Origin of the sequence: Streptomyces sp. f51, assembly GCF_037940415.1 — a bacterium.
GTDB lineage: Bacteria > Actinomycetota > Actinomycetes > Streptomycetales > Streptomycetaceae > Streptomyces.
Genome location: NZ_CP149798.1, coordinates 2907964 through 2934384, shown reverse-complemented (window position 1 = coordinate 2934384; position 26421 = coordinate 2907964). Strand labels below are relative to the sequence as shown.

Annotated in this window: 23 protein-coding genes; 15 read left to right on the top strand and 8 right to left on the bottom strand. The window is 71.7% G+C overall.

Translation table 11 applies throughout. The annotated features are described in order from the left end of the window. The first annotated feature begins 59 nt into the window (after positions 1-59). Positions 60-1328 carry a hypothetical protein gene (locus tag WJM95_RS12815; protein ID WP_339135519.1) on the top strand — a complete coding sequence of 423 codons (1269 nt, stop codon included), beginning with the start codon at positions 60-62 and terminating at the stop codon, positions 1326-1328. Positions 1329-1437: 109 nt separating this feature from the next. On the opposite strand, the gene WJM95_RS12810 is transcribed toward WJM95_RS12815, so the two are convergent. Beyond that, a complete protein-coding gene (locus WJM95_RS12810) occupies positions 1438-2937 on the bottom strand; it encodes an oligopeptide:H+ symporter (RefSeq protein WP_339129748.1) in 1500 nt (499 codons plus the stop codon). Between the two features lie 526 nt (positions 2938-3463). Between WJM95_RS12810 and WJM95_RS12805 the strand changes: the two genes are divergently transcribed. Together WJM95_RS12805 and WJM95_RS12800 are read left to right on the top strand one after the other, a co-directional pair. Further along, entirely contained in the window at positions 3464-4141 is a 678-nt protein-coding gene (locus WJM95_RS12805; RefSeq protein ID WP_018566970.1) for a response regulator transcription factor, read from the top strand. Positions 4142-4318: 177 nt separating this feature from the next. Beyond that, complete coding sequence (locus WJM95_RS12800; protein ID WP_339129747.1) at positions 4319-5602, top strand: ATP-binding protein; 1284 nt, start codon at positions 4319-4321, stop codon at positions 5600-5602. Between the two features lie 12 nt (positions 5603-5614). Here WJM95_RS12800 and WJM95_RS12795 read toward each other — a convergent pair whose 3' ends face one another. After that, on the bottom strand, positions 5615-6160 hold the full coding sequence (locus WJM95_RS12795) for a GtrA family protein (protein WP_339129745.1): 546 nt from the start codon (positions 6158-6160) through the stop codon (positions 5615-5617). A gap of 231 nt (positions 6161-6391) precedes the next feature. Between WJM95_RS12795 and WJM95_RS12790 the strand changes: the two genes are divergently transcribed. Genes WJM95_RS12790 through WJM95_RS12780 form a run of 3 tightly spaced genes read left to right on the top strand, consistent with a single transcriptional unit; the run spans position 6392 to position 9251 of the window. Beyond that, the gene (locus WJM95_RS12790; protein WP_339135517.1) at positions 6392-7531 is read left to right on the top strand and encodes a 5-(carboxyamino)imidazole ribonucleotide synthase; all 1140 of its coding nucleotides are present in this window, start codon (positions 6392-6394) and stop codon (positions 7529-7531) included. Further along, positions 7528-8052, top strand: a complete 525-nt coding sequence (gene purE / locus WJM95_RS12785) for a 5-(carboxyamino)imidazole ribonucleotide mutase (RefSeq protein WP_339129744.1) — start codon at positions 7528-7530, stop codon at positions 8050-8052. The genes WJM95_RS12790 and purE overlap by 4 nt, the downstream gene beginning before the upstream one ends. 5 nt (positions 8053-8057) lie before the next feature. Continuing rightward, positions 8058-9251 (top strand): dipeptidase, encoded by a 1194-nt coding sequence (locus tag WJM95_RS12780; RefSeq protein ID WP_339129743.1) that lies wholly within the window; start codon positions 8058-8060, stop codon positions 9249-9251. A gap of 36 nt (positions 9252-9287) precedes the next feature. Here WJM95_RS12780 and WJM95_RS12775 read toward each other — a convergent pair whose 3' ends face one another. Continuing rightward, positions 9288-9647 carry a VOC family protein gene (locus tag WJM95_RS12775; protein ID WP_339129742.1) on the bottom strand — a complete coding sequence of 120 codons (360 nt, stop codon included), beginning with the start codon at positions 9645-9647 and terminating at the stop codon, positions 9288-9290. Between the two features lie 113 nt (positions 9648-9760). On the opposite strand from WJM95_RS12775, the gene WJM95_RS12770 reads away from it, so the two are divergent. Then, complete coding sequence (locus WJM95_RS12770) at positions 9761-10384, top strand: CGNR zinc finger domain-containing protein (RefSeq protein WP_339129741.1); 624 nt, start codon at positions 9761-9763, stop codon at positions 10382-10384. A 270-nt stretch (positions 10385-10654) separates the two neighbouring features. Here WJM95_RS12770 and WJM95_RS12765 read toward each other — a convergent pair whose 3' ends face one another. Next, positions 10655-11998, bottom strand: coding sequence for a UDP-glucose/GDP-mannose dehydrogenase family protein (locus tag WJM95_RS12765; RefSeq protein ID WP_339129739.1), 1344 nt, complete (start codon positions 11996-11998; stop codon positions 10655-10657). A 191-nt stretch (positions 11999-12189) separates the two neighbouring features. Between WJM95_RS12765 and WJM95_RS12760 the strand changes: the two genes are divergently transcribed. Further along, positions 12190-13347 (top strand): acyl-CoA dehydrogenase, encoded by a 1158-nt coding sequence (locus WJM95_RS12760; protein ID WP_339129738.1) that lies wholly within the window; start codon positions 12190-12192, stop codon positions 13345-13347. Between the two features lie 66 nt (positions 13348-13413). Here the strand turns inward: WJM95_RS12760 and WJM95_RS12755 are convergent, their stop codons facing one another. Next, a complete protein-coding gene (locus WJM95_RS12755) occupies positions 13414-14106 on the bottom strand; it encodes a tellurium resistance protein (protein WP_339129737.1) in 693 nt (230 codons plus the stop codon). Between the two features lie 203 nt (positions 14107-14309). Between WJM95_RS12755 and WJM95_RS12750 the strand changes: the two genes are divergently transcribed. From WJM95_RS12750 to WJM95_RS12730, 5 genes are read left to right on the top strand one after another with little or no spacing between them, the layout of a single operon-like run. Further along, positions 14310-16049: a methyl-accepting chemotaxis protein gene (locus tag WJM95_RS12750; protein ID WP_339129736.1), complete on the top strand. Its 1740-nt coding sequence runs from the start codon at positions 14310-14312 to the stop codon at positions 16047-16049. Further along, positions 16046-16519, top strand: a complete 474-nt coding sequence (locus WJM95_RS12745) for a hypothetical protein (RefSeq protein WP_339129735.1) — start codon at positions 16046-16048, stop codon at positions 16517-16519. Before WJM95_RS12750 ends, WJM95_RS12745 begins: the two co-directional genes overlap by 4 nt. A 17-nt stretch (positions 16520-16536) precedes the next feature. After that, a complete protein-coding gene (locus WJM95_RS12740; RefSeq protein ID WP_339129734.1) occupies positions 16537-17202 on the top strand; it encodes a VWA domain-containing protein in 666 nt (221 codons plus the stop codon). A 22-nt stretch (positions 17203-17224) separates the two neighbouring features. Further along, a complete protein-coding gene (locus WJM95_RS12735) occupies positions 17225-18724 on the top strand; it encodes a protein phosphatase 2C domain-containing protein (protein WP_339129733.1) in 1500 nt (499 codons plus the stop codon). After that, on the top strand, positions 18721-19677 hold the full coding sequence (locus WJM95_RS12730; RefSeq protein WP_339129732.1) for a hypothetical protein: 957 nt from the start codon (positions 18721-18723) through the stop codon (positions 19675-19677). Before WJM95_RS12735 ends, WJM95_RS12730 begins: the two co-directional genes overlap by 4 nt. 96 nt (positions 19678-19773) lie before the next feature. Here WJM95_RS12730 and WJM95_RS12725 read toward each other — a convergent pair whose 3' ends face one another. Beyond that, on the bottom strand, positions 19774-21087 hold the full coding sequence (locus WJM95_RS12725) for an LCP family protein (protein WP_339129731.1): 1314 nt from the start codon (positions 21085-21087) through the stop codon (positions 19774-19776). Positions 21088-21205: 118 nt separating this feature from the next. On the opposite strand from WJM95_RS12725, the gene WJM95_RS12720 reads away from it, so the two are divergent. Continuing rightward, positions 21206-21754 (top strand): acyl-CoA thioesterase, encoded by a 549-nt coding sequence (locus WJM95_RS12720; protein WP_339129730.1) that lies wholly within the window; start codon positions 21206-21208, stop codon positions 21752-21754. 51 nt (positions 21755-21805) lie between these two features. Here WJM95_RS12720 and WJM95_RS12715 read toward each other — a convergent pair whose 3' ends face one another. Beyond that, positions 21806-23299: an LCP family protein gene (locus tag WJM95_RS12715; protein ID WP_339129729.1), complete on the bottom strand. Its 1494-nt coding sequence runs from the start codon at positions 23297-23299 to the stop codon at positions 21806-21808. A 174-nt stretch (positions 23300-23473) separates the two neighbouring features. On the opposite strand from WJM95_RS12715, the gene WJM95_RS12710 reads away from it, so the two are divergent. Continuing rightward, complete coding sequence (locus tag WJM95_RS12710) at positions 23474-24505, top strand: glycosyltransferase family 2 protein (protein ID WP_339129728.1); 1032 nt, start codon at positions 23474-23476, stop codon at positions 24503-24505. A 69-nt stretch (positions 24506-24574) separates the two neighbouring features. Here the strand turns inward: WJM95_RS12710 and WJM95_RS12705 are convergent, their stop codons facing one another. After that, the gene (locus WJM95_RS12705) at positions 24575-26311 is read right to left on the bottom strand and encodes an LCP family protein (RefSeq protein ID WP_339129727.1); all 1737 of its coding nucleotides are present in this window, start codon (positions 26309-26311) and stop codon (positions 24575-24577) included. Positions 26312-26421 lie beyond the last annotated feature (110 nt).

Genomic DNA, 26421 nt, shown 5'->3' with positions numbered 1-26421 from the left:
CGCTACGGAGAGTCGTACCGGCCGGAGGCCGCAGGGCGGGCGCGGCCGGGGTCGCGCTGATGCTCGGCGGTGCGGGCATCCTGCTGGGGGTGGCCGCCGTTCCGGCGCAGGCCGCCGAGGTGTCGTACGGCACGGAGTGCATTCCGCCCGCGATCTCCGGGCTGCCCGCCGTGGAGGGCACCACGAAGGTGGAGATCACCGCGCCCGCCGAGGCGAAGGTGGGCGACGAGGTCACCATCACCTGGAAGTTCGCCCAGGCCGCCTCGAAGAACCCCGACGTCCTCGATCTGGACGCGAACACCGTCAAGCCCACCGGCACGCTGAAGGCGGGCGGGGCGCAGACGGCCGACATCGCGATGGAGGGGCCGCGCACGAACCCCGCGATCCCCAAGAACAGCGACATGAAGCTGTCCGACATGACGGGCAAGCTGAAACTGACGGCGGCGGGGGACGTCACGCTCACCCCGGACGCCTACGACATCAATGTCAGCAAGCCGATCTCCACCGACACCAAGTGCACGCCCAAGGAGACGGTGAGCCCCTCGGCGACCATCAAGGTGACGAGCGGCGGCGGCACGGGCGGCACCCCGACCCCGACCCCCACGCCGACTCCCACACCGACCCCGAGCGGCTCGGTCACCCCGTCACCGAGCGGCAGCGCGACCGGCGGAGGAAGTGACACCGGCGGGTCCGGCGGCGGGCAGACCGATTTCACGGGCAAGGAGGTCGCCGTCCCGTACGCCTGCAAGACGCCCATCGGGGACAAGAACGCCACCTCGCCGGTGCAGATCGACGCCAGGAAGAACGGCGGGAGCTACGACCTCACCGTGCGGTTCAAGGGGTCCGTGATGGACAGCCCGGCCGACATTCCCGCCGACTCGGTCAAGCCGTCGATGCAGGTCGTGCTCGGTGGCGCCGACAAGGGCACCGTGCATGTCGAGGGCCCGGCCAACTCCGCGCCGATCAAGTCGGGCGACCCGATCGAGATCCCCGATCTGACGGGCACCTACAAGCCGGGCGCGACCGGATCGTCGACGCTGTCCCCGGGCGTGCTGACGGTGATGGCCCTGGGCACGACGACGACCTGCACCCCGACCAGGTCGGAGGTCTCGCTGACCCTGGACACCTCGGAGCAGGCGAGCGGCGCCTCGGGCGGCGGGTCCACCTCGTCCGGCTCGGGTTCCGCCGGTGCGTCCTCCAGTGGCGGCCTGGCGGAGACGGGTACCGACAGCCATGGCGCGCTGGAGGCGCTCGCCCTGGTCGCGGGAACGGTCGTCCTGCTGGGCGGCGCGGTCTTCACCTTCATGCCGGGCCGCCGGGGCCGGTGACGGCGGCACCGGGCCGGTGACGGGCACCCGCAGGACCCGGCCGCGGCAACGGCGAAGGGCCGCCGCACCAGACGGTGCGACGGCCCTTCGCCGGATGCCGGAGCGGACGTCAGTGGACGTCGCCCATGAGCGCCTTGACCTTCTTGCGGTACATCCACACCGCGGCACCGGCGATCACGGCGAGCGTGGCCTCCAGAGCGACGATGCCCGTCTTGTTGAGGTCGACGTTGGCGATGGAGAGCAGACCGGTCGTGGCGTCACCGGCGGTGACGGCCAGGAACCAGACACCCATCATCTGGGAGGCGTACTTCGCCGGAGCCATCTTCGTGGTGACGGAGAGGCCGACCGGGGAGAGCGTCAGCTCACCGACGGTCTGTACGAAGTAGATCGCCACCAGCCACATCGCGGCCGCCTTGTGACCGCCCTCGGCGATCGTCAGCGGGGCCAGGAAGAGGAAGAACGAGGCGCCGATCAGGATCAGACCCGAGGCGAACTTCGTCGCCGTGCTCGGCTCCTTGCCGCGCTTGTTCAGCCACAGCCACGCCCAGGCGAAGACCGGGGCCAGCGCCATGATCATGACCGGGTTGACCGACTGGTACCAGGAGACCGGGAACTCCCAGCCGAAGATCGTGTTCTTCGCCGACTCGTCAGCGAAGATCGACATCGTCGAGCCGCCCTGGTCGTAGATCATCCAGAAGACGGCCGCGGCGACGAAGAACCAGATGTACGCGGACATCTTCGACTGGTCGGCACGGTCCAGGGACTTGTCCCGCTTGATGCGCCCGATGACCATGACGGGGATGAGCAGACCGGCGATCGTGATCGGGACCAGCAGCCAGTTCAGCGTGTAGTGGCCGGAGAAGCCGACGATCGCGTAGAAGACGACGGCGACAGCGGCCCACAGCGCGGACTTGCGCAGGGTCGAGGACTTCTCCTCGGCCGTCAGAGGCGTGGGGACCTCGTGCGAGCGGGCGCTGAGGTGACGGCCGCCGAGCAGGTACTGGATGAGACCCAGCGCCATGCCGAGCGCGGCGAGGGCGAAGCCCAGGTGCCAGTTGACGTTCTCGCCGACGGTGCCGATGATCAGCGGCGCGGCGAAGGCGCCGAGGTTGATGCCGACGTAGAACAGCGTGAAGCCACCGTCACGGCGCGCGTCGTCCGGACCGTCGTAGAGGTGGCCCACCATCGTGGAGATGTTGGCCTTCAGCAGACCGGAACCGATCGCCACGAGGCCGAGGCCCGCGTAGAAGGTTCCGGAGGAGGGCAGAGCCAGCGTGAGGTGGCCCAGCATGATGATCACGCCCGCGACGGCGACCGTCTTGCGGGGGCCGAGGACACGGTCGGCGAACCAGCCGCCCGGGAGGGCGAGCAGGTACACCAGGGAGAGGTACACCGAGTAGATCGCGGTCGCGGTGGCCGCGCTGAGGTGCAGACCGCCCGGTGCCACCAGGTACAGCGGGAGCAGTGCCTTCATTCCGTAGTAGGAGAAACGCTCCCACATCTCGGTCATGAAGAGAGTGGCCAGTCCGCGGGGGTGGCCGAAGAAGGTCTTCTCGGAGGAACCGGAGATTCCCGGATTCGCCGAGTCCTTCGTCAGGCTGGACGCCATGGTCGATCCTTGCTGGTCGGGACGCGCTGTTGGGGGGTCCCCGAGCCCAGGTGGAAACCGGGAGCTCGGCGGAATTACGCGCCCATGGGGGGCGGCCGGCACCGGCGGGGTTCGGCGTTCCTCCCCACGCCCACGGGGAATCCGCCCCGGAATGCGGGAGCGGTGAACGGCGACCACCGGGATCCACGCCCGTCACGCTTCAGCGCGTACGGGCCCGGCCACAGGTCATTCCTTCAAGGCTGGCTGACACCAGCCCGCACGCAGAAGAGACCTTCAGCATCAAGTTCCAGCCAAAGGTCCCGAAGCAGTGCATCAGGCGTCCGGTCACCATACGACATCACAATGCCCTATATGGAAGGACTTGAGACATGGATCACAGGCGATCGTGGAACCACGGACGATCATTCGAAGGTGTTCATCAGGATCTCATCCCGAACCCACAGGTAAGAAACACCCGGACGGAGGGTGTGAACCAGGGAGGCGGATCGCTGCCCGGGCGTGCTCCACGGCGGACTACCATCACCCCATGACCCGTGTACTGCTCGCCGAGGACGACGCGTCCATCTCGGAGCCGCTGGCCCGTGCCCTGCGCCGGGAGGGTTACGAGGTCGAAGTCCGCGAGGACGGACCCACCGCGCTCGACGCCGGAATGCAGGGCGGCGTCGACCTGGTCGTCCTGGACCTCGGACTGCCCGGCATGGACGGCCTGGAAGTCGCCCGCAGGCTTCGCGCCGAGGGCCACACCGTGCCCATCCTCATCCTCACCGCGCGCGCCGACGAGGTGGACACCGTCGTCGGCCTCGACGCCGGCGCCGACGACTACGTCACCAAGCCGTTCCGGCTCGCGGAACTCCTCGCCCGCGTACGGGCGCTGCTCCGGCGCGGCGCCGCCGAGCCCCAGCAGCCGCCCGCCACCCACGGCGTACGGATCGACGTCGAGTCGCACCGCGCCTGGATGGGCGACGAGGAACTCCAGCTCACGGCAAAGGAGTTCGACCTCCTGCGGGTCCTGGTCCGGGACGCGGGCCGCGTCGTCACCCGCGACCAGCTCATGCGCGAGGTCTGGGACACCACCTGGTGGTCCTCCACCAAGACCCTCGACATGCACATCTCCTGGCTGCGCAAGAAGCTCGGCGACGACGCGGCGAACCCCCGCTACATCGCGACGGTACGAGGCGTCGGCTTCCGCTTCGAGAAGAGCTGACCCGCCGGCCTCCACCTCGTCGCGCAGCGCGGCGGAGGGACGGGGCCCACGGGAGCACCTGAGGCCCGTCCGGCGGGCGGCGGGGGGAAACCCGCGCCCCCGGACCGGCGCTCCGCTCGGGCCGGAGCGGCGAACGTGCACACTGGTCCCGGTACAGCCATCTGCCCGGAGGGCCCCGTGCGTCGCCGTCTCATCCAGTCCACCCTCGCCGTCGTCCTCGTGGTGATCGCCGTCTTCGGCGTCTCGCTCGTCATCGTCGAGACCCGCACGATCAGCAACAGCGCCCAGGAGCGTGTGGACTCCGAGGCGCTGCGCCTGGCCAGCATCGTGGACAGCCGCATCCTCGGCGACGAGAACATCACCGGCGAGACGTTCAAGAACCAGGTCACCGACCGGCGCTACGCCGTGATCAGGATTCCGGGCCGCGACCCCATCGAGGCCGGCACCCAGCCCACCGGTGACGTCATCCAGTACACCGCCAGGGGCGAGTCGGGCGAGACCGTCACCGTCCAGGAGCCCCGCTCCTCGGTGACCAAGGAAGTCGGCCGCACCCTCCTGGTCATCGGCGCCGTCGCCCTGCTCGCGATCATCGCCGCCGTCCTGCTCGCCGTACGCCAGGCCAACCGCCTCGCCTCCCCGCTCACCGACCTCGCCGAGACGGCGGAACGACTGGGCTCGGGCGACCCCCGGCCGCGCCACAAGCGCTACGGCGTCCCCGAACTCGACCGGGTCGCCGACGTCCTGGACAGCAGCGCCGAGCGCATCGGCCGCATGCTCACCGCCGAGCGCCGCCTCGCCGCCGACGCCTCCCACCAGCTGCGGACACCGCTGACCGCGCTCTCCATGCGCCTGGAGGAGATCACCCTCACCGACGACCCCGACACGGTCAAGGAGGAGGCGACGATCGCGCTGACCCAGGTGGAGCGCCTCACCGACGTGGTCGAGCGCCTGCTCACCAACGCCCGGGACCCGCGCACCGGCTCCGCCGTCTCCTTCGACCTCGACGAGGTCATCAAGCAGCAGCTGGAGGAATGGCGCCCCGCCTACCGCAGCGCGGGCCGCGCGATCGTCAGCTCGGGCAAGCGTCATCTCCAGGCGGTGGGCACCCCGGGCGCGGTCGCCCAGGTCCTGGCGGCACTGATCGAGAACTCCCTCATGCACGGCGGCGGCACCGTCGCGCTGCGCACCCGCGTGATCGGCAACCAGGCCGTCATCGAGGTCACGGACGAGGGCCCCGGCGTCCCCACCGACCTCGGCGCCCGCATCTTCGAGCGCACCATCAGCGGCCGCAACTCCACCGGCATCGGTCTCGCCGTCGCCCGCGACCTCGCGGAGGCCGACGGAGGGCGTCTGGAGATGCTCCAGGCGCAGCCGCCCGTCTTCGGCATGTTCCTGTCCCGCACCCCGCTCAAGCGCCCGCCCCGGCTCCCCGAGGACGACGAGGAGCGCACGGTCAGGTAGCGCCGGGCCCGGCTAGTTCACGCGGGCCCGCGAACGGCGGGTCTCCGGCACGGGCACCTCGTCCAGGAACGATTCGGCGCTGGCCACCGCCTCCCGGGCCGGAAGCGTCTGGAACACCCAGGTGCGGTAGGACCAGAAGCGGAACAGCGTCGCGACGCCGATGCCGACGAACTTGAAGACGTTGCTCTGGAGCGGGCTGTCCCAGCCGAAGCCGTACGTCGCCGCGTACAGGACGCCGTTCTCGATGACCAGGCCCACCACGCTGAACAGCAGGAAGAGCGTCAGCTCCTTGGTGCGCCCGCCCTTGTCGCGGTCCCGGTAGGTGAAGTAGCGGAACCCGATGTAGTTGAAGACGATCGACACGACCGTCGCGACGACGCTGGCCCGCACGACCTGGAGGCCCGTGAGATGGCGTACGAGGTTGAACACGAGCAGGTTGACGAGCAGCCCCGCACCACCCACCGCGCCGAACTTGGCGACCTCACGGACGAGCAGGTCGAAGCGCTGCCGAACCGCGCTGCGGGGCCCCTCTTGAGGCCCCGATGAAGCACTGCCCATGGTGTCGCCTGCCCCCGTCGGTGGGTCTTGTCGTCTGCCGTACCGGTGAACGCACGGTGTCGTGCGCCGATCAGCCCATGCTAACCAGCGGTCCCGCACGGTGCTTGTGCATGTGCTCACAGGTAAGAAAAGAGGCGGTCACCGACAGGGAAAATCGGGGCGTATCACCGCGCAAATCGGCCACCGTGGCGTGGCCGATACTCTTGGAGCGTGACGTTCCCGGTAGTCGGCATGGTCGGCGGTGGCCAGCTCGCTCGTATGACACACGAGGCGGGCATCCCGCTCGGCATCAAGTTCAAGCTCCTCAGTGACACTCCACAGGATTCCGCGGCGCAGGTCGTCGGCGAAGTCGTCATCGGCGACTACCGCGACCTCGACACGCTGCGCGACTTCGCGCGGGGCTGCGACGTGATCACCTTCGATCACGAGCACGTCCCCACCGAGCACCTGCGGGCCCTGGAGGCGGACGGCATCCCCGTCCGGCCCGGCCCCGACGCGCTCGTGCACGCCCAGGACAAGGGCGTCATGCGCGCGAAGCTCGACCAGATCGGTGTGCCGTGCCCCCGGCACCGCATCGTGACCGACGTCGCGGACGTGGCCGCGTTCGCCGCGGAGGGCCTCGCCGACGGAGACGAGGGCGACGGCTTCCCCGTCATCCTCAAGACCGTCCGCGGCGGCTACGACGGCAAGGGCGTCTGGTTCGTCCGCTCCCTGGAGGAGGCCGCCGACCCGTTCCGCGCCGGCGTTCCCGTCCTCGCCGAGGAGAAGGTCGACTTCGCGCGGGAGCTCGCCGCGAACGTCGTCCGCTCCCCGCACGGCCAGGCCGTCGCGTACCCCGTCGTCGAGTCCCAGCAGGTCGGCGGCGTCTGCGACACCGTGATCGCCCCGGCACCCGGCATCGCCGAGGAGCTGGCCCTGGAGGCGCAGGAACTGGCGCTGCGCATCGCCAAGGAACTCGGCGTCGTCGGCCACCTGGCCGTCGAGCTCTTCGAGACCCGCGACGGACGCATCCTCGTCAACGAACTGGCCATGCGCCCGCACAACTCCGGCCACTGGACCCAGGACGGCGCGGTCACCTCCCAGTTCGCCAACCACGTCCGCGCGGTCCTCGACCTCCCGCTCGGAGACCCGCGCCCGCGCGCCCGCTGGACCGTCATGGCGAACGTCCTCGGCGGCGACTTCCCCGACATGTACTCCGCGTACCTGCACTGCATGGCCCGCGACCCGCAGCTGAAGATCCACATGTACGGCAAGGACGTGAAGCCCGGCCGTAAGGTCGGCCATGTCAACACCTACGGCGACGACCTGGACGACGTCCTTGAGCGCGCCCGGCACGCAGCCGGCTACCTGAGAGGCACGATCACCGAATGAGCCCCGTTGTAGGCATCGTCATGGGTTCGGACTCCGACTGGCCGGTCATGGAGGCCGCCGCCCAGGCGCTGGACGAGTTCGAGATCCCCTACGAGGTGGATGTCGTCTCCGCGCACCGCATGCCGCACGAGATGATCGCGTACGGCGAGCAGGCCGCGGAGCGCGGGCTCAAGGCGATCATCGCCGGCGCCGGCGGCGCGGCCCACCTGCCCGGGATGCTCGCCTCGGTCACCCCGCTGCCCGTCATCGGCGTGCCCGTCCCCCTCAAGTACCTCGACGGCATGGACTCGCTGCTCTCCATCGTGCAGATGCCGGCCGGCGTGCCCGTGGCCACCGTCTCCGTCGGCGGCGCCCGCAACGCCGGTCTCCTGGCCGCCCGGATGCTCGCCGCCCACGACGAGGAACTCCTCGGCCGCATGCGGGAGTTCCAGCAGGAACTGAACGACCAGGCCACCGAGAAGGGCAAGCGGCTGCGCGCCAAGGTCGAGGGCGCCACAGGCGGCTTCGGCTTCGGGAAGTGACGCGGATGACCTCGTCCTCCCTGCCCTCGGTCGAGCGCGCCCGCGCCCTGCTCGACGAGTTCCCCGTCGTCGACGGACACAACGACCTCCCGTACGCCCTGCGCGAGCAGGTCCGCTACGACCTCGGCGCCCGCGACATCGCCACCGACCAGAGCGCCCACCTGCACACCGACCTCGCCCGGCTGCGCGCCGGCGGCGTCGGCGCGCAGTACTGGTCCGTGTACGTCCGCTCGGACCTGCCGGGCGCCCTCACCGCGACGCTGGAACAGATCGACTGCGTACGGCAGTTGATCGACCGGTACCCGGCCGACCTGCGGGCCGCGCTGACCGCCGCCGACATGGAGGCGGCCCGCGCCGAGGGCCGTATCGCCTCGCTCATGGGCGCCGAGGGCGGTCACTCGATCGACAACTCCCTCGCCGCCCTGCGCGCGCTGTCCGCGCTCGGCGTCCGGTACATGACCCTCACCCACAACGACAACATCGCCTGGGCGGACTCGGCGACGGACGTCCCCGTGGTGGGCGGCCTGTCCGCCTTCGGCCGCGAGGTCGTACGCGAGATGAACCGCGAGGGCATGCTCGTGGACCTCTCGCACGTGGCCGCGACGACGATGCGCGACGCGCTCGACACCTCCGTCGCGCCGGTGATCTTCTCCCACTCCTCGGCCCGCGCCGTGTGCGACCACCCGCGCAACATCCCCGACGACGTGCTGGAGCGGCTGCCCGCCAACGGGGGAGTGGCGATGGTGACGTTCGTGCCGAAGTTCGTCCTCCAGGCGGCCGTCGAGTGGACCACCGCGGCCGACGAGAACATGCGCGCGAACGGCTTCCACCACCTCGACACCACCGCCGAGGCCATGAAGGTCCACCGGGCCTTCGAGGAGGACAACCCGCGCCCGATCGCCACCGTCTCGACGGTCGCCGACCACCTCGACCACATGCGCGAGGTCGCGGGTGTCGACCACCTCGGCATCGGCGGCGACTACGACGGCACGGCGTTCACCCCGGCCGGTCTCGACGACGTCTCCGGCTATCCGAACCTGATCGCCGAACTCCTGGACCGCGGCTGGTCCGCCACGGACGTGGCCAAGCTGACCTGGCAGAACGCCGTGCGCGTGCTGGGCGCCGCGGAGGACGTCTCCCGCGACCTCCGTGCCCGCCGGGCCCCGTCCAACGCGACCCTGGAGCAGCTGGACGGCTGAGGAGCCGGACGGGACGGCGGGGCACCCGGGGCGCGTTCAGCAGGCGCAGAGGCAGAACGGGTGCCCGGCCGGGTCGGCGTACACCCGGAACGTGCGCGACCGGTCCTCCGTGTCCAGCGGGGTCGCGCCGAGTTCCAGCACGCCCTTCTCCGCCACGTCCAGGTCCTCGACCGTCAGGTCCAGATGCAGCTGCTGCGAGCCGTCGGGCGAGGGCCAGCGCGGCGGTACGTACCCGGGCGCGGCCTGGAACGCCAGCTTGCGGCCGCCGGGCAGGTCCAGGTCGATCCAGTCGGTCTCCTCCGTGATGGTGCCGCCCAGCACCCCCGCGTAGAACTCGGCGAGCGCGCGCGGGTCGGGACAGTCCAGGACGACGACGTCCAGTGTGGCGAGAGCCATGACTTCCTCCGTGGGATCTCCGGCATACCGATGCGTTACCCGTCGTTACCTGTAAACGGTTCTTGCGGGTAACGGTTACTGCATGCTCCCGCATAGGAGGTAACGTCGCAACCATGAATGACCGAGCGCCCGCACCCGGCGGTCTCGCCCTGGTCCAGGCGCTGGTGAACACCCTGGACATCGAGTCGGGCGCCGACTCCCTGGACACGCCCGAGGGCCTGGCCCGTCTCGGCCTGGCGGCGGACGAGGCGGACGGGGCCCGTGAGCTGCGCGAGTCCCTGCGGGCGGTGTGCTTGGCGCACGCGGGTCATCCGGCGCACCGGGACGTGACCCCGCTCGGGGAGCTACTCGCCCGTGCGCCCCTGCGGGTGACGCTGGACGGACCCGGAGGCACCGCCCGCCTGGTCCCGGCCGTCGGACACCCCTCGCCGGCTCCCGCCCCGGCCGCTCCGACACCCCTGGCCGATCCGGCGTGCCCGGCCGATCAGGCTCCTCCGGCCGATCCGGCGTGCCCGGCCGATCAGACTTCCCCGGCCGCTCCGGTGCCGCTGGCCTTCCGTGTCGCCGCCGCGATCGCCGAGTCGCTGGTCGAGGGCACCTGGCCGCGGCTGAAGGCCTGCGAGGCCCCGACCTGCCACTGGGCGTACTTCGACCGCTCACCCGCCGGCCGCGGCCGCTGGTGCTCGATGTCGGTGTGCGGGGCGCGGGCCAAGATGCGCCGCTACCGCGCCAAGTAGCCTCCGCGGCGGAAGATCCTGCGGGCGCCGGCGCCGGCGCCGGCGCCGGCACCGGCACCGGACACCGGACACGGTCCGGCGGTCTCCGGCATCGACACAGCGAAGTGGTGCAGAATGCAACCGGCGCCGCTCCGGCCGACTGAGCCTCGGCCGGAGCGACGTCACCCACGACGACCCGGCCGACGCCTGTCCGGCAAGAGGGCCCAGCGCCCCTCGTCAAGGGGCTCAGCGCCCCTCGGTAAGGGGCTCAGCGCCCGTCGGCGAGAGGGCTCAGGCGGTGGGGCGGCCCATGGCTCGGTAGGTCCAGCCCGCCCGGCGCCACGTCTCCGGGTCCAGGGCGTTGCGCCCGTCAAGCAGCACCCGGGACGTCGCCGCCTCGCCCAGCACCGCCGGGTCCAGCTCGCGGAACTCGCGCCACTCCGTGAGGTGCAGGACGACATCGGCGCCCCGCACGGCCTCCACGGCGGAGTCGGCGTAGCCGAGCGTCGGGAACAGCCGCTTGGCGTTCGCCATGCCCTTCGGGTCGTAGACGGTGACCTGACCGCCCTGGAGGTGGATCTGGCCGGCCACGTTCAGCGCCGGGGAGTCGCGCACGTCGTCCGAGTCCGGCTTGAACGTCGCGCCGAGCACGGCGACCCGCTTGCCGAGGAACGAACCGCCGCCGAGCGCGTCGCGGGCCATCTCCACCATCTGCCCGCGGCGCCGCATGTTGATGGAGTCGATCTCGCGCAGGAAGGTCAGCGCCTGGTCGGCACCCAGCTCACCCGCGCGTGCCATGAAGGCGCGGATGTCCTTGGGCAGGCAGCCGCCGCCGAAGCCGATCCCGGCGCGCAGGAACTTCTTCCCGATCCGCTCGTCGTGTCCTATGGCCTCGGCCAGCATGGCGACATCGCCGCCCGCGGCCTCGCAGACCTCCGCCATCGCGTTGATGAAGGAGATCTTGGTGGCGAGGAAGGAGTTCGCGGACGTCTTCACCAGCTCCGCGGTCGGGAAGTCGGTCACGACGAACGGCGTGCCCTCGGCGACCGGCGTCAGATAGACCTCGCGCAGCAGCTTCTCGGAGCGCTCGCTGCGCACGCCCACCACGATCCGGTCGGGGTGCAGCGTGTCGTTCACGGCGAAGCCCTCGCGCAGGAACTCCGGGTTCCAGGCCAGCTCGGCGTCCTCGCCCGCGGGCGCCAGCTCGGCGAGCCGGGCGGCCAGCCGCTCCGCCGAGCCGACCGGCACGGTGGACTTGCCGACGACCAGGGCGGGGCCGTGCAGATGGGGCGCCAGCGCCTCGAAGGCCGCGTCCACGTACGACATGTCGCAGGCGTACTCGCCGTGCTTCTGCGGTGTGTTCACGCACACGAAGTGGACGTCACCGAAGGCGCCGACCTCGGCCCAGTCCATGGTGAAGCGGAGCCGGCCCGTGGAGCCCTCGATCCCGGCCACGTGCTTGCGCAGCAGCTCCTCGAGACCGGGCTCGAACATCGGGACCTCGCCCCGCTGGAGCATCTCGATCTTCTCCGGCACCACGTCGAGCCCGAGGACCTCGAAGCCGAGCTCGGCCATGGCCGCGGCGTGGGTGGCGCCGAGGTAGCCGGTGCCGATCACGGTGATCTTGAGGGCCATGGATGCTCCTGAGGTGTGCGGCGCGTAGGTGCGCGCCTGAGCATAGTCGGGGCTTCGGGGAGCGCTTTCACGGGCAGTTTTCCCCCTGTCGCCAACCTCACGTATCCGTCCCGCGGGCGGGGGCCTAAAATTTGTGTTACTTAACGGTAGTTAGCGCCGCCAGCACAGCACCTTTTGGAGCGTGAGAGACCTTGGCCGGATCGGCTGATTTCGACCTGTACCGCCCGTCCGAGGAGCACGACATGCTCCGGGACGCGATCCGCTCGCTGGCCGAGGCGAAAATCGCGCCGTACGCGGCCGCGGTGGACGAGGACGCCCGCTTCCCGCAGGAGGCGCTGGACGCCCTGGTCGCCAACGACCTGCACGCCGTGCACGTCCCCGAGGAGTACGGCGGCGCCGGCGCCGACGCCCTCGCGACGGTCATCGTGATCGAGGAGGTGGCCCGCGTCTGCGTGTCCTCCTCGCTGATCCCCGCGGTGAACAAGCTGGGCTCGCTGCCGGTGATCCTCTCCGGCTCCGAGGACCTGAAGAAGAAGTACCTGAGCCCGCTCGCCAAGGGCGACGGCATGTTCTCGTACTGCCTCTCCGAGCCGGACGCCGGTTCGGACGCGGCGGGCATGAAGACGCGGGCCGTCCGCGACGGCGACTTCTGGGTCCTGAACGGCGTGAAGCGCTGGATCACCAACGCCGGCGTCTCGGACTACTACACGGTCATGGCGGTGACCGACCCGACGAAGCGCTCCAAGGGCATCAGTGCGTTCGTCGTCGAGAAGTCCGACGAGGGCGTGTCCTTCGGCGCCCCGGAGAAGAAGCTCGGCATCAAGGGCAGCCCGACCCGCGAGGTCTACCTCGACAACGTCCGCATCCCCGCCGACCGCATGATCGGCGAGGAGGGCACCGGCTTCGCGACCGCCATGAAGACCCTGGACCACACCCGCATCACCATCGCGGCCCAGGCCCTCGGTGTCGCCCAGGGTGCCCTCGACTACGCCAAGGGCTACGTCCAGGAGCGCAAGCAGTTCGGCAAGGCGATCGCGGACTTCCAGGGCATCCAGTTCATGCTCGCCGACATGGCCATGAAGATCGAGGCCGCCCGCCAGCTCACGTACGCGGCCGCCGCCAAGTCGGAGCGCGGCGACAAGGACCTCACGTTCCAGGGCGCCGCAGCCAAGTGCTTCGCCTCGGACGTCGCCATGGAGGTCACCACGGACGCCGTCCAGCTCCTCGGCGGCTACGGCTACACCCGCGACTACCCGGTCGAGCGCATGATGCGCGACGCGAAGATCACGCAGATCTACGAGGGCACGAACCAGGTCCAGCGCATCGTCATGGCGAGGAACCTGCCGTAGTACGCCGTCTGCCGGCAGCGGAGGCGAGAGGCGCCCGGTGCGCCTCTCGCCTCTCGCGTTTCCGGGTCAGTCCTTCCGGGCCCGGACCCAGGTGAGGCCGAAGCCGTAGGCGGTGTCCATCTGTTCCTGGACCGAGTGGCGCGGAGTGCCGGTGAACCAGCGGACCTCGCGGGTGACCGTGAGGCCGCCGTCCCCGGGCACGGCCAGCGCGACGGCGCAGCCCGTCGCTCCCTCGGGGGAGTCGTCCAGGGCGATGCGGAAGCCGCCGGAAGGGGCCGTCACGGTGGCCGTGGCGCCCAGGCTCCGGAAATCCACGGCGCCGCTGTACACGTAGACGTGGAAGAGCAGGAGCCGGAAGAGCTCGCGCCGCTCCAGGTCCACCCGGACCGTCTCCCCGTCGGGGGACGCTCCGGTGCGGTCGTCCTGGTCGAGTCGCATGTACGGCCACTCCGTCAGCGAGCCGAAGGCGTTCCCCAGCGGCTGTACGGCCGCGCGGCCGCCGTCGCGGAACGCGGCCATGCACCCGAGGTCGAGGTCGGCGCCGGTCCCCGGCGGCCGGTTGAGGTTCACCTGGAGGACCCCGCGCCCCGTGACGTGGGCCCGCGGAGCGGACCTGGTCAGCGTCGTCTCGGCGCGCGCGGCGGGAACACGCGGTGCCTCACGGGCCGGCGGGGCCGCGCGCCCGGCGCCGGTCCCGGGCCGGGAGCCGGGCGCGGGCCTCAGGCGGATGGTCGCCCGCGGACGGTCGTCGTTGCTCAACGGTTCCCCCTCGCGCCGCCGTCGGTGGGAAGTGGCGGGTGTCGTGAGTTTATGCGCGGAGCGTGTCCGCTGGAGTACTCTCTGTGCCCTCGGTCGCGCGTCCGGTGCGTGTGAACCGGCGGGGGCAGGGCGGCACATGACACGGGTGGGGATCCAGCGTCGCCCCGACACGCCTCCGCGTCCGTCGTGTTGTGGGGGTGGGCATGCCGTCAGGCGCCCTGATGGACCGTCATGTGATCGCGAAGAGCGTCGAGGAGCTCGCCGAACGTCCGGCGCTCGCGCCCCGGAAGGAAGAGCTGGCCGCGCTCGCGGTGGCGCTGCGGAACCAGGATCCCGCCGGGCTCGACCCGTGGTCCGAGCTCGATCTCCTCGCCGCCTACGCCCGCCCCGAGAGCCTCCGGGCCACCGGCGTCCGGGACGGCGGGCACCCGCTGTGGTCCTACGCCGAGGGGGTGCTCGGCGCGCTGGTCTTCGTGCCGCTGATGCTCACCTGGTACGGGCTGACGCGGGCGTCGAGCGCGTACGGGGCGCTGACGGGCGCGGACCCCGGGGCCGCCTCCCGGCCCTTCCTCCAGCTGTGGCAGTCCGGATTCGAGGGGCACCTGACCGGTGCCTTCACCTTCGGGCATGTGGCGATGAGCGCCACCGTGGCCATCGCGCTGCTCTTCTCGCTGGTGCTGACGCACGGTCTGCGGCGGTCCTCCGTCGCCCGCCGGGAGGAGGCAGCCGACCGCGGCTCCGAGGAGCTGATGGCGGCGCTCGTCCCGGCCCTGACCCGGGCGCAACTCGTGCTGAACGGGCGGCGGTCGAGCTCCCCGCAGCGCTTCGCGGCCGAGCTCACCGAGGCCGCGGGGACGCTCAGGCGGCTGGGCGACAAGGCGGTCCGGGTCCAGAAGGACCTGACGTCGGCGGCCTCGGCCGTCGGTGACGCCGTGCAGGGCGCCGAACGCGCGCTGGCCGGGGTCGACACCTCCGTCAAGCCGCTCGAAGCCGCCGTGGGCCGGGTCGAGGCCGCCGTCAGCGACGGCGGGGACCGGGTGCGCAAGGCGCTCGACGAGGTGCGCGACGCGAGCGGCGAGGTGCGGCTGGCGGTGCGGGGCGCCGGGGACCGCGTCGAGGACTCCGTGACCGTGCTGGCCGCCTCCCAGCGGGCGTACGCCACCGGTATCGAGGTGTCGTCGGACATCTCGGCCCAACTCCTCGGTCGGTTCGGCGAGGTGGCGGAGAACACGGCCCGCGCGGTCGAGGAGTCCCAGCACGCCGTCCGTGAACTGAACCACCAGAGCGGGGCTTTGAGGGCGGTGGCCGAGGAGTTCGCCCGGCTGGTCGCCGAGTTGCGCGCGGACGGGAGGACGGGCGACGGCGGCCCGACCGCGTCGCCGGGTGGGTGGGGCCGGCCGGACCGGGCCGGGTCGCCGGGCGGTCCCGCCCACGGCCACAGCCGATCCGCCGACGCGGGCCACGCCCCCTCGACCGACACGGGCCACGCCCCAACGGACCGCCCCGGCACGCCCGTCGACGGATTCGGTACGGGTGTGGAACAGGCGGAAGGTCCCACCGACCGGTCCGGCGCTCCCGCCGACCGGCCGGGCGTTCCCACCGACCGGTCCGGCGCTCCCACGGACAGGTTCGGCGTTCCCGTGGACCGCACTGGAACTCCCGCCGACCGGCCGGGCGTTCCCGTGGACAGGTTCGGCGTTCCCGCGGACCGCCCCGTCACTCCCGCCGACCACCCCGGCCCCCCGGCGCAAAGGCCCGGCACTCCCGCCGACCACCCCGGCCCCCCGGCGCAAAGGCCCGGCGCTCCCGCCGACCGGGGCGGTGTCCCCGGTGGGCATGCCGGCCCTCCCGTCGACGGCCCGGGACGGGGTGGGTCCCCGCGGCCCGATCCCCGTCGTGAACCCCCGCAGCTGCCTCCGTCGTCCCGGACCGAGGCCCGATGAAGCGCGGCGGGAGGTTCCAGCCGCTGCACATGGCCGGGTGGCTGTTCGCGGACATGCTGCTCGTCCTCGCCCTGGTGGCCATGGGGGACCAGGGCGACCCGCAGGCCGCCGACAAGCGCCCCGCGTCGTCGTCCTCGGCCGCCGGGAGGAAGTCCCGGCACACCGGCCCGCGGGCGGTGGTCCGCACCCCGGTCAAGGTGGCCGTCGACGCGTCCGCGGGCGACGACACGGGCATCGTGCGCGCCCTGCGCACCGCCACCGCGCGCTACCGGGGCCGGCAGGCCGCCTTCGTGCTGACCTTCGGACGCCACACGGACCCGGGCGCCGGCGGCGCGTACGCCCACGAGGTCAACTCCCTGCTGGAGAAGGCCCGTCCGGACATGTTCCGGGCCGCGACCACCCGCGACTTCTGGAAAGGCGGAGCCTCCCCGGGCCACGCCGACATCGAGATCTACTTCTACACGTACTGACCCGGAGGTACGAGACCTTGCAGATCCTGCCCTTCTACCTGCTCTGCGACGAGTCCGGGTCGATGATCGGCGAGCCGATCGACGCCATCAACGGCGCGCTCCCCGACCTGCACCACGAGATCAGCACCAACCCGACCGTCGCGGACAAGACCCGCTTCTGCCTGATCGGCTTCTCCGACACCGCCACCGTGCTCCAGCCGCTCGTCGACCTCAGTGACATCGACTCCGTCCCGGCGCTCGCGGCGGGCGGGCTCACCTCGTACGGCGACGCGTTCCGCACCCTGCTGCGCTGCGTCGAGGCCGACGTGGCGGCGCTGAAGGCGGAGGGCCACGAGGTGTACCGGCCCGTGGTCTTCTTCCTCTCCGACGGCATCCCCACGGACCCGGACTGGGACCAGGCGTACAAGGAGGTCACCCAGTCGCGGTTCTGCCCGAAGATCATCGCCTTCGGCATCGGGGAGGCGCAGGAGTCGACGATCGCCCGCGTCGCGAACTTCCGGGCGTTCATGCAGAAGGACTCGTCGGTGTCGCCGGCGCAGGCGCTGCGCGAGTTCGCCTCCAGCCTGACCCGGTCGATCGTCCGGTCCGCCGGGAGCATCGGCGCGGACGGCGGCAACGGATTCACGCTGGCCGTGGACGACACCGTGCCCGGCTTCTCCCTCGTCTCTCTCGACAAGCTGTGAGGTCGCGCCGATGGAGAACGACATGAACACCCCCGGCCCGTCCCGAACGAACCCGCACCGGCCCGGCCCGCACCAGCCGGCCCCGCACCAAACCGGCTCGCATCACCCCGGGCCCCAGCAACCGGCCCCGCACCACCCCACCTCCCGCAGACCGGACCCGTACGAGACGGAAGAGCGCGAGCCGGACGTGCGGCGGGCGGAGGCCGGACAGGCGGACGCGGGGCATCCCGCGGGATGTCGGCACGACGTGGGCGGAACCGAGCCAAGCTGGCCGGACGCGCGCGAGCCCGACCCGCTGGACGCCACCTGGCAGAGCGTCGACCAGTTCTTCAACGACCAGCCGGAGCCGGTGCCCCTCGCCCCGGCCGACCAGCCCACCGCACCGACGACCGCAGGACCGAACCCGCCCCTGTCCTACGGACCGCTCGCGCAGCCGTCGCCCCCGACCCCCACCTCGTACGAGCCGGCACCGACGCCTCCGTTCCCCCAGCCCGGCTTCGCACAGCGGCCGGAGCCGCGACCGGAGCCGCGACCCGAGCAGCGGCCGCTGCCGCAGCCGTCCCCGCACGGCCCCGTGCCCGTGCCCGACGCGCCCGCCCCGCGGATCGGGACGCTCCCGGTGCTCGGGGCCCCGCGCCACTCGGGACCCAAGCCCCCGCTGTACGCCCCGGAACCCCGTGAGCTTCCCTCGGTCCGGGAGGACCCGACCGCGGCGCTGACCCCCGACATGGTGGTGGACGGCGCCGGATACGGCGCTCTGACGGTCCGGGCGGCGTCGGTGCGCGGCGACTCGCACCGCTATCAGGGCGAGCCGCGCCAGGACTCCCTGGCCGTGGTCCGCCTCGGGACGGACGGCCCGGACGGCCTGCTGCTGCTCGCCGTGGCGGACGGCGTGGGCTCGGCGGCCCGCTCGCACATCGGCTCGCAGGAGGCCTGCCGGCTCGCCGCGATGGAGCTGGACGGCGTGGCGGGGGAACTCTGCGAGACCCTGCGCTCGGGCGACCGGACGGGGTTCGCCGCGCTGGTGGACACCGCCGTGGGCCGGGTGGCGACCCTGCTCGCGCACCGTGCCCGCGAGCGCGGCGACGACCCCGCCGCGTACGCGACCACCCTGCGCGCGCTGCTCGTACCGCTCGATCCCCGCGTGCGCACCCGCGGCTTCCTGGCGGTCGGCGACGGCGGCACGGCACTGCTGCGCGCGGGGGAGTGGAACCTGTCCCTCACGGACCCCGAGCACGACGGCGACGGAATGATCGACACCCGTACCGCCGCCCTGCCGCACGGCCACCGCGCCCGCGCCCTGCTCCTCGGCCCGGCCCTGCCCGGTGACGTCCTCGTGCTCTGGACGGACGGCCTGTCCACGCCGCTCGCCGGGGAGGCGGGGATGCGGGACTTCCTGGCGTCCGGCTGGGGGCAGGGGGCCGCGCCGGCACCGGCGGACTTCCTGTGGCAGGTGCAGTACCGGGTGAAGTCGTACGACGACGACCGCACCGCCGTCGTCCTGTGGGAGGCCGTGCCGTGAGCGCCGACGACGGCGCCGACGTGACGCTCGGCTCGCTCGCCCTCGGCACCCGGGTCGGCGACGGCGGCCAGGGCGAGGTGTACGACGTCACCGGTCCCGGCCGGCTGCTGTACAAGAGCTACCGCGAGCCGGGGAAGGCCGACGGCGCGGAGCTGGCGGCGCTGGTGGCCCTGCGCCAGGGGCTCGGCCCGGCCGACCGGGACCGTCTGGACCGGGAGACGGCGTGGCCGCTGTGCCGGGTCCTGGACGGGGGCAGGGCGACCGGGTTCCTGATGCGCAGGGCGCCGGACTCCATGACCTGGCGGACCTCGCGCGGCGAGGCCCGGCTGACCGATCTGTCGTATCTGCTCCGGCCGCCGAGGGCGGCCTGGCAGGGTGTAGCCCAGCCCTCGCCCGCCGAGCGGTTCGCGCTGGTCGTGGCCGTCGTCGGGCTCTTCCACTGGCTGCACACGCTGGGTCTGGTGGTCGGTGACGTGTCCCACGCGAACGTGCTGTGGACCGTCAGGCCCGCGCCCGCCCCGTACCTCCTGGACTGCGACGGTGTGCGCATGGCCGGGCGGCCGCCGGTCCTGGAACAGGCGGACACCCCCGACTGGCACGACCCGCTGGCCGCCGCGGGCGCCGCCACCGTGGACAGCGACCGCTACAAGGCGGCGCTCGTGGTGGGCCGGGTCGTGAGCCAGGACGCCTACGTGACGCCCGGCAAGCCCCTGCGGCCGCTGTCCGGCGTGCTCGACGACCGGCGGGCCGACGCCGTGCGGGATCTGTGGGAGGAGGCGGCGGGCCCGCGTGGCACCCGCCCGCACCTGGCCCAGTGGTGCACCGCCCTCGCGGGCCGGGACACGATCCGCCTCATGGCCGCGGAACCCGCCGGCAGGCCCGTCGTCGACCGCTCCAAGCTCGACGGTCCCCGCACCCGGGGCCGCATCACCCTGCGCACCTCACGCAACTGACCCACCGCTGCCGCGGAGCGCGGTGGCGGTGGGTCGGGGGCCGGCGGCCTCGGGCGGTGCCCGGTCGGGCCGCCGGCGACGGGGCGCGGAATCGGGTCAGTTGCCCGACACCGTGACCTTCTCGTCGTTCTTGAGCTCGTTCACCAGCGTCTTCATCTTCGTCTTGTCCCAGACGAGGTTGCCGCCGACGGAACCGGAGATGGGCATGTTCATGGACTTGCCGTCGCCGCTGGTGACGCCCTTCATGGCCCAGAACATGTCGGCCAGGTCCCACAGGCTCATGTCCTTGTCGACGACCAGCGAGTCGAGGCCCGCGCCCATCGTCGGGTACAGCTTGAAGGGGTTCAGGACCGTCGAGGGGGTCGCGACCTGGTGGGCCAGGGCGGACAGGAACTTCTGCTGGTTCTTGGTGCGCTGAAGGTCCGAGGCGGCGAAGGCGTGGCGGGTACGGACGAAGGCCAGGGCCTGCTCGCCGTTCAGCGTCTGCTTGCCCGCCTTGAAGTCGGCGCCGGAGTACTTGTCCTTGAAGCCCTGGTCGAGGGTCATGTCGACACCGCCGACCGCGTCGACGATGCCCGCGAACCCGGCGAAGCCGATCTCCACGTAGTGGTCGATGTGCAGACCGGTGTTGTACTCGATGGTCCTGACCAGGAGCGTGGGGCCGTCGAAGGCGTAGGCGGCGTTCAGCTTGTTCTGGCCCAGCGGGCCCTTGATCTTGCCGGACTCGGAGCCCTGGAACTTCGGGATCGTGACGTTCGAGTCACGGGGCAGCGACAGCAGCGTGGAGCCGTTGCTGCCGGTGTGCAGGATCATCATCGAGTCCGTGCGCTTGCCCTCGGCGGAGCCGGTGTGCAGCTTCTTCTTGTCCGCGGCGGTCAGGCCGGCGCGGCTGTCGGAGCCGACGATCAGGTAGTTCGTGCCCGAGCCGGTCTCCGGCCTGTCTATGACCTTGGAGAGATCCACGTCACGGTGGAGCTTGGAGTCCGCCCAGAAGTACGTGCCGACGGAGACCACGACCAGCGCCGTGACCAGCGTGATCGCGGTCCACTTGATCCGCTTGCGCCAGTTCGGCGCGGGGAGCCGCGGGTACGCGCCGCCGTCGCCGGGGCCCTGCGGACCGCCGGGGCCGCCCGGGCTCCCGTACACCTGGCCGGTGCTGTAACCGGAGTCGTAGCCGTTGTCGTAGCCCTGGCCCTCGTCGTAGCCCTGGCCGTCGACGTACGAGGGCTGGCGGGGCACCCCGGCGCCGTACGGCGGAGCGCCCTGGCCCGGAGCGGGTGCGGACGGGCCGCGACGGACCTGTCGCATGACGCGGGCGCTCTCGGGCTGTGCGCCTGCGCTGCCGCGTCCGTAGCGGTTGCCGCCGTTGCTGCGGTTGTCGTCGGACCATCCGTCGGGCCATTCATTCATGCGGACCAGTGTGCAGCTCTCCACCAGGTCTCTTACAAGAGAGCCGGGAGATCTGGGTCACGCCTGTTGCAGAGCTGATGCAAAGAGACCGCCGCCCGCGCGGCATAAGGTGGAGGACATGACAGACCAGGCCACCACCCCGGAAAACGACATCCCGGGCAAGCCGACATCGGCGTCCCGCACCACCCTGAGCCACATCATGACCCACAACGACACGAACCTTCTGGGCTCGGTGCACGGTGGCGTGATCATGAAGCTCGTCGACGACGCGGCGGGCGCGGTGGCCGGTCGGCACTCCGGTGGCCCCGCCGTCACCGCCTCGATGGACGAGATGGCCTTCCTCGAACCCGTACGCGTGGGTGACCTGGTCCATGTGAAGGCCCAGGTCAACTGGACCGGGCGGACCTCGATGGAGGTCGGTGTGCGGGTCCTGGCCGAGCGCTGGAACGAGTCCACCCCGCCGCAGCAGGTCGGTTCGGCCTATCTCGTCTTCGCCGCCGTCGACGCCGACGGCAAGCCCCGCAGGGTGCCGCCGGTCGTCACCGAGACCGAGCGGGACGAGCGCCGCTTCCAGGAGGCGCAGATCCGCCGCACCCACCGGCTGGCCCGCCGCCGGGCGATCATGGACCTCCGCGAGAAGCGGGCGGCGGAGGGCCTCGACGACTGAGGTCCGCGGCGGCCCGGAGCCATCCGCGGCCGCCCGGAGCCGGGGGCGCGGTCAGGGGCACACCACCTGGTCTCCCGTCACCACGCCCGGCTCGCTCCGGGCCGGTTCCTCCGCCCGTACCCGTGTCACCTGCTTGAAGTCGGTGCCGGCGGTCACCTTCAGGAGGGGGCCCTGTCCGGGGACCGCGCGCAGCTCGGCGCCGGGAAGCGCGGCCGCGAGGGACTTCGCCGAACGGTCCCAGCGGGGGTCGTAGGAGACGACGGTGCGCCGGACCGTGGTGTCGGGGGCGGTCGTGGGCCGGCCCGTCGTCCTGAACCCGGTGGCGGCGAGCGCGCCGTCGACCCGCTTGCCGAGACCGGTCGTGGCGGTCCCGTTCTCGATCTGCACCCGGATCTGCTGTGGGGCCACCGCGACCCGGACGGCCTGGGCCCGCGGCGCGTGGGGCGTCGCGAGCGGCTTGTCCTCGCGCAGCGCCGTGAAGAGCGTCCGTGCCTTCGCCTCGTCCCATTTCAGGGTCGATCCGATGCCCTTGACGGCGTAGGCCATCTGTCCGATCGGCACGGTCGTGAACTCGGACGAGGACGGGGAGAAGTTCCGCATCGCCCGGCCCAGGTCCAGCATCTCGTCCGTGCCGAAGCCCTTGTCGGCCCGTACCGAGCCGAGCACCGCCCGGGTCACGTCCCGGAACTTCATCGGGTTCAGCAGCACCCCGGACGACGTGGCCCGGGAGACGAGCGCCGCGAGGAAGCGCTGCTGGCGCTTCATCCGGCCGAGGTCGGAGGAGCCGTCGGTGTGCCGGGACCGTACGTACTGGAGCGCCTGCCCGCCGCCCAGCAGATGCGAACCGGCCGCAAGGTCGAGGCCGGTGTACCGGTCCTTCAGCGGCTGCGCGGTGCAGATCCTGACGCCGCCGAGCACGTCGACCGTCTTCATGAAGCTGGTGAAGTCGACCTCCAGATAGTGGTCGATCTTCACATGAGTCATGTTCTCCACGGTCCGCACGGTCAGGGTGGGGCCGCCCTCGGCGTAGGCCGCGTTCAGTTTGAGCGGGTGCGGGCCGTGCCGCTGTCCGGTGACCTCGTCGGTGTGCGCGGGCGCCTCGGCGTAGGAGTCGCGCGGCAGGCTGACGATGCTGGCCCGGTCCCGGTCCTCGGAGATGTGCACGATCATGACGGTGTCGGTGCAGTGGCAGGGCGCGCCGCCGAGCCGGAACTTCCGCCGTTCCGCCTCGGTGATCTTCTCCCGGCCGTCGGTGCCGACGAGCAGCAGATTCATCCCGTGCCCGGCCTCGGGCCGGTTCTTCATGTCCTTGAACGGGTCGACCCGGGCGATGCCCGCGTCCAGGCCGCTGAGCACCGCGTGCCCGATGCCCGCCGAGGCGAGGACCACCACGGAGACGGTGGTCAGGGCCCGTACGGCCCAGCGCGGCCTCCTGCGCCGTACGAGGCGCACGGGGCGTCCGTCGGAGCGCCGGGCGGGCCGCCGCGCGGGGGACGGCCGCGGGGGACGCGGAGGGCGGACGGGGGAGCGGGGCGGCGTGGGCAAGGGAACACCTCCACTGGGCGGGACGGGGGAGGGAAGCGTTCCGCGGGCCGGACGGAGCCGCGTTCCGCTGGGCGTGGGGATCCGTGAGCACGGTAGGCCGATACGATCTGCGGCCCGGTCCTTACGCCGGGCGGCGCGCGACCGTGTCCCCCGTTCGCGGTAACGTGAGCTCCGATGAGCGAGAAGTCTGGCGTGCGGTCTCCCGCCGTATCTGTGATCATGCCCGTCCTCAACGAGGAGCGGCATCTGCGTGGCGCTGTCCGAGCGATCCTGGCGCAGGAGTATGACGGCGAGATGGAGGTCGTGATCGCCATCGGTCCCTCCACGGACCGGACGGACGAGATCGCCGCCGAACTCGTCCGTGAGGATCCGAGGGTCCACACGGTGCCGAACCCGACCGGCCGTACGCCCGCGGCGCTGAACGCCGCGATCAAGGCGTCCCGGCACCCCGTCGTCGTGCGGGTCGACGGGCACGGCATGCTCTCCCCGAACTACATCGCCACCGCGGTACGGCTCCTGGAGGAGACCGGCGCGCAGAACGTCGGCGGCATCATGCACGCCGAGGGCGAGAACGACTGGGAGCACGCCGTCGCCGCCGCGATGACGTCGAAGATCGGCGTGGGCAACGCCGCCTTCCACACGGGCGGCGAGGCCGGGCCGGCCGACACCGTCTATCTCGGGGTGTTCCGGCGCGAGGCGCTGGAGCAGCAGGGCGGCTACAACGAGGAGTTCATCCGCGCCCAGGACTGGGAGCTGAACTTCCGCATCCGTGAGGCCGGCGGGCTCATCTGGTTCTCGCCCGAGCTGCGGGTGTCCTACCGGCCGCGGCCGTCCGTCAGGGCGCTCGGCAAGCAGTACAAGGACTACGGCCGCTGGCGGCACGTCGTCGCCCGCTATCACGAGGGCTCCATCAACCTGCGCTACCTCGCCCCGCCGGCCGCCGTCTGCGCGATCGCGGCGGGCCTGGTCGTCGGCGTGGCGCTGACGCCCTGGGGTCTCGTCGTCCCGGCCGGCTACCTCGCGGCGATCGGGCTCGGCTCGCTGCCCGCGGGCAAGGGGCTGCCTGCGAAGGCCCGGCTCCAGATCCCCGTGGCCCTCGCGACGATGCACATGTCGTGGGGCTGGGGCTTCCTCACCAGCCCGAAGGCGCTGGCCCGCAAGGTCATCGCGTCCCGGCGTCCCGCGGTGCTCAGCGGCGCCAACTGACCCTGTCCGTAACGGAGCCGGGCCCCTCTCGCACGCGAGAGGGGCCCGGTTTCCGTTGTCCGCCGGGTTCTACGACCAGGTGTAGTTCGGGTCCACGTGCATGCAGGCTCCGGTGTCCGCGCCCTTGTCGAGCTGCGCGGACTCAGGGGTCGAGTCGTCCTCCGCGGGCGCCTTGTACGTGGTGCCGTCCCGCCAGTCGGCGCCGACGATCAGCGTGACCCCGGAGACGTCCGCCGACTTCTCCACCGCGTGCGTCGACATCCCGAGGGCCTTGGCGACCCGCAGGGCGTCACCCTCCAGATCGGCGCTCGGATAGCGGATCACCGTGGTGGCCTCGGTCGTCACCGTCGAGGGGTCGGCCTTCGACTGCGTGAACCCCTTGCCGACGAGCAGGGCGCTCACCGCGCTCGCGCGTCCGGGCACCGGGGCCAGCACGTCGGTGCGGGTGCCGTTCTCCACCTGCACGGCGATCCGGTCGTCCGCGGCGGCCGGGTCAGAGGTGGTCTTCCCGGCGGGCTTCTTCTTGTCCTTGCCGTCCAGCGCGATGTCCTCGCGCAGCAGCCGCCAGACCTTGTCGGCGTCCGTCGGCTTGGGCAGCACCCGGTTGCCGTCGCTGGAGTACACCCACGGCATGGTGGTCATGGTGATGCGGCTGGTCGGGACCTTCTTCAGCTCGTTGCTGAGGTCGTAGAGCTTGGTCACCGATCCGAGGCCCCGGTCGACGGTCAGCGCGCTGGTCGCCGTCTCGGCGAGGTTGCGCAGCTTGTCCGGGTTGCTCAGCGTGGCGTTCTCCCGCAGCTGGCGCACCATCGAGTTCATGTACTGGTGCTGGGCCTTGGTGCGGCCGATGTCGCTGCCGTCCTCGAAGCCGTACCGCGTGCGCAGCCATTGCAGGGCCTGCTTGCCCTTGACGGACGTGGTGCCCTTCTCCAGCTTCAGCCCGGAGCCGTGTCCTGTGGAGGTGTGCGAGTAGATGTTGGCGTCCACGCAGACGGGGACGCCGCCGATCGCGTCGGCCATCGAGACCACGCCCGCGAAGTCGACCATGATGAAGTGGTCGATGTGGATGTCGGTCGTCTTCTCCCAGGTGGCGACCGTGCAGCCGGGGCCGCCGCGGCCCAGCGAGTCGTTCGTCATCGTGAGCGAGGTGCTCGCGGCGTAGGTCTTCCCGGTCTTCGGGTCCGTGCAGTTGGGTATCCGCAGCAGGGTGTCGCGCGGCATGCTCACGACCGACATGTTGGTGCGGTCCGCGGACAGGTGGAGCAGCATCTGGACGTCCGCGCGGGGCGGGGTGTCGAAGGTGTCCTTCGCGCCGCCGAGCTTCTGGTTCTCGGTGGAGTTCCGGGCGTCCGAGCCGATCAGCAGGATGTTCAGCGGGGTCTGGCCCGCCGCGTTCGGTTTCGTCTTCGCCGCGCGGTCCTTCGCGTCGCCGATGTTCAGGTCGCCCTGCTTGAGGTTGCTGTTCAGATGCCGGTAGTAGAGATAGCCGGCACCGGCGGTGCCGAGTATCAGGACCGACAGCACCATCGCCGACCAGCGAAGTATTCGGCGTCTGCGCCGGGGACGGTCCTTGGTCCCGTGCCGTCCGTCGTCGTCCCCGCCGTTCGGACCCCGCCCCCGGGGGTCGAGCGGCTCGGTGCCGTCGGCCGGATGCGCGCCGTCGTCACCGTCCTGCCGGGCGCGGCCGTCCTCCGCCGTCCGAACGGACCGGCCGCCCTCCTCGTACATGCTGTCGTCCCAGCCCAGTTCGCCGGCTCGTGGGACACGTGGCCGTGCTCCCTCCCCGCGCACACTGCTTTGCGCCATCTCCCAGCCTCTCCCCACCCTGCGCCTGACAAACGGGTCCGTCGAACGTCCGGCCGGGCGTTCGCACGCCCGGCCGGACACTGCTCGCGCCCTGTAGGACGCTTGACGAA

Coding starts and splice junctions, on each gene's coding strand:
- WJM95_RS12775 (WP_339129742.1), bottom strand. CDS start 9,647: ATGGCTCTCGCCACACTGGACGTCGTCGTCCTGGACTGTCCCGACCCG.
- WJM95_RS12770 (WP_339129741.1), top strand. CDS start 9,761: ATGAATGACCGAGCGCCCGCACCCGGCGGTCTCGCCCTGGTCCAGGCG.
- WJM95_RS12805 (WP_018566970.1), top strand. CDS start 3,464: ATGACCCGTGTACTGCTCGCCGAGGACGACGCGTCCATCTCGGAGCCG.
- WJM95_RS12815 (WP_339135519.1), top strand. CDS start 60: ATGCTCGGCGGTGCGGGCATCCTGCTGGGGGTGGCCGCCGTTCCGGCG.
- WJM95_RS12780 (WP_339129743.1), top strand. CDS start 8,058: ATGACCTCGTCCTCCCTGCCCTCGGTCGAGCGCGCCCGCGCCCTGCTC.
- WJM95_RS12810 (WP_339129748.1), bottom strand. CDS start 2,937: ATGGCGTCCAGCCTGACGAAGGACTCGGCGAATCCGGGAATCTCCGGT.
- WJM95_RS12720 (WP_339129730.1), top strand. CDS start 21,206: ATGACAGACCAGGCCACCACCCCGGAAAACGACATCCCGGGCAAGCCG.
- WJM95_RS12765 (WP_339129739.1), bottom strand. CDS start 11,998: ATGGCCCTCAAGATCACCGTGATCGGCACCGGCTACCTCGGCGCCACC.
- WJM95_RS12710 (WP_339129728.1), top strand. CDS start 23,474: ATGAGCGAGAAGTCTGGCGTGCGGTCTCCCGCCGTATCTGTGATCATG.
- WJM95_RS12735 (WP_339129733.1), top strand. CDS start 17,225: ATGAACACCCCCGGCCCGTCCCGAACGAACCCGCACCGGCCCGGCCCG.
- WJM95_RS12750 (WP_339129736.1), top strand. CDS start 14,310: ATGCCGTCAGGCGCCCTGATGGACCGTCATGTGATCGCGAAGAGCGTC.
- WJM95_RS12705 (WP_339129727.1), bottom strand. CDS start 26,311: ATGGCGCAAAGCAGTGTGCGCGGGGAGGGAGCACGGCCACGTGTCCCA.
- purE (WP_339129744.1), top strand. CDS start 7,528: ATGAGCCCCGTTGTAGGCATCGTCATGGGTTCGGACTCCGACTGGCCG.
- WJM95_RS12745 (WP_339129735.1), top strand. CDS start 16,046: ATGAAGCGCGGCGGGAGGTTCCAGCCGCTGCACATGGCCGGGTGGCTG.
- WJM95_RS12725 (WP_339129731.1), bottom strand. CDS start 21,087: ATGAATGAATGGCCCGACGGATGGTCCGACGACAACCGCAGCAACGGC.
- WJM95_RS12790 (WP_339135517.1), top strand. CDS start 6,392: ATGGTCGGCGGTGGCCAGCTCGCTCGTATGACACACGAGGCGGGCATC.
- WJM95_RS12795 (WP_339129745.1), bottom strand. CDS start 6,160: ATGGGCAGTGCTTCATCGGGGCCTCAAGAGGGGCCCCGCAGCGCGGTT.